This window comes from Kitasatospora sp. NPDC048545, from assembly GCF_040651155.1.
GTDB lineage: Bacteria > Actinomycetota > Actinomycetes > Streptomycetales > Streptomycetaceae > Kitasatospora.
Genome location: NZ_JBEZIQ010000158.1, coordinates 1 through 2,360 on the forward strand (window position 1 = coordinate 1; position 2,360 = coordinate 2,360).

Here is a 2,360-nt window from a genome sequence, read left to right on the forward strand (position 1 = left end):
AGCAACAGCACCTCGACACCCCTCGTGTCGCCCGCCCGCTCCACGCACGCGCGACTGGTCAGCAGCACCCGCGGCGCCGAGTCGGCCACCATGTAACCGATCCGGTCCACCGGGTACTCCGGGTCGATCGGCACATACGCCCCACCCGCCTTGAGCACCGCCAGCATGGCGACGAAGACGTCCGCCGAGCGCTCCATGAGCAGAGCCACCGTCGTCTCCGCTCCCACCCCGCGCCCGGTGAGCAGGCGGCCCAGGCGGTTGGCACGCGCGTTCAGCTCGGCGTAGGTCAGCTCGCCGCTCTCGTCGACGAGCGCGACGGCGTCCGGCGTGCGGGCCACCTGGGCCTCGATCAGGCCCGTCAGCGTGGTGTCAGGGACGGCGTGGTCGGTGGCGTTCCACTCGGTGAGGATGCGGTGCCGCTCGTCCTCGTCCAGCACCTCGACGCGGGTGACGGGGAGGCCGGGCTCGGCGAGCACCCTTCGCAGGACGGCGAGCAGGCGCCCGGCGAGCCGCTCCGCGGTGGCGTCGTCGAAGAGGTCGCGGGCGAAGGTCACCGTGCCGTGCAGGCCCGCCGGGGCGCCGTCGGCGTCGTGGCGCTCGCCGAGGGTGAAGGCGAGGTCGTAGCGGGCGGCGAGGTCGCCTGCGGGGACGTGGCGGACGTCGAGGCCGGGCAGGTCCAGCGCGGCCTGCGCGTTGTTCTGGAGCGAGAGCAGGACCTGGAACAGCGGGTGCCGGGCCATCGACCGCGACGGCGCCAGCTCCTCCACGAGCCGCTCGAACGGCACGTCCTGGTGCGCGTACGCGCCCAGGCTCCGCTCCTGCACGCGCGCGAGGAGCTCGGTGAAGGTCGGATCGCCGGACAGGTCCGTGCGCAGCACGAGGGTGTTGACGAAGAACCCGACCAGCTCGTCGAGAGCGTCGTCCGTCCGGCCGGCGATCGGGGTGCCGATCGGGATGTCCTGGCCCGCGCCGAGGCGCGAGAGCAGCACCGCGAGCGCGGCCTGGAGCACCATGAACGGGGTCACGCCCTGCGCGCGGGCCACCTCCAGCAGGCGCGCGTGCTCGTCCGCGGGCACGGTGAAGGCAACGGTCCCGCCCGCGTGGCTCGCGACGGCCGGACGCGGCCGGTCGGCGGGCAGCGCCAGCTCCTCCGGCAGCCCGGCCAGCGCCTTGCGCCAGTAGCCCAACTGCTCGGCCAGCAGGCTGCCTTCGTCCTCGACCGAGCCCAGCAGCGCACGCTGCCACAGCGCGTAGTCGGCGTACTGCACCGGCAGCGGCTCCCACACCGGGGCCTCACCGCGCACGCGGGCCGCGTAGGCGACGGAGACATCGCGGGCCAGCGGCGCCATCGACCAGCCGTCACCCGCGATGTGGTGCACCACCACGACGAAGCTGTGCCGTTCGGCGTCCTTGGAGAACAGCCAGGCGTGGACTGGCGGTTCGGCCTTGAGGTCGAAGACGTACCGGGCGGCGCGGGCGACGGCCTCCTCGTCGTGGGCGCCGACGGTCAGCAGCGGGCCCACGGCCTCGACGGGCAGGACGCGCTGGCACGGCTGTCCGTCGACGGTGGTGAAGACGGTGCGCAGCACCTCGTGCCGGGCCACCACGTCACGCAGGGCCGCCTCCAGCGCGTCGGCCCGCACCGGGCCGGTGAGGTCGAGGCTGAGCGGGATGTCGTAGGTCGCGCTCGGCCCCTCCAGCTGGTCGAGGAACCACAGCCGCTGCTGGGCGAACGAGACCGGCAGGTGCTCGGGCCGGTCCCCCGCCGTCAGTGCCGGCCGGCGGGGCTCGGCGCTGTCGTGCCGGTCGGTCAGGCGGGCGGCCAGCGCTCCGACGGTGGGCGCCTCGAAGAGCGCGCGGATCGGCAACTCGACGTCGAGCGCGGTGCGCACGCGGCTGACGAGCCGGGTGGCGAGCAGCGAGTGGCCGCCGAGGGCGAAGAAGTCGTCGTCGACGCCGACGGACCGCAGGCCGAGGATCTCGGCGAAGAGGCCGGCGAGCGCCTGCTCCTGCGGGGTGCTCGGCGGGCGGCTCTCGGTGGCCGTCAGGTCGGGGGCGGGCAGGGCGCGGCGGTCGAGCTTGCCGTTGACGGTCAGCGGCAGCGCGTCCAGAACGACGAAGGCGGCCGGGACCATGTACTCCGGCAGCCGCCGCGCGAGGTGGGTGCGCAGTTCTTCGGCCGTCACGTTCCCGGCGGGGACGACGTAGCCGACCAGGCCCCTGCCGCCCGGCAGGTCCTCGCGGACCACCACGGCGGCCCGGCCCACGGCGGGGTGCGCACCGAGGACAGCCTCGATCTCGCCCAGCTCGATGCGGAATCCGCGCAGCTTGACCTGCTGGTCCGCGCGGCCCGCGTACTC

The 2,360-nt window shown here is 74.5% G+C and carries 1 protein-coding gene; it reads right to left on the bottom strand.

Annotated elements, in window-relative coordinates; genetic code table 11:
- Positions 1-2,360 (bottom strand): condensation domain-containing protein (locus tag AB0D10_RS46190; RefSeq protein WP_360269082.1); only part of this gene is annotated, 2,360 nt, incomplete at both ends.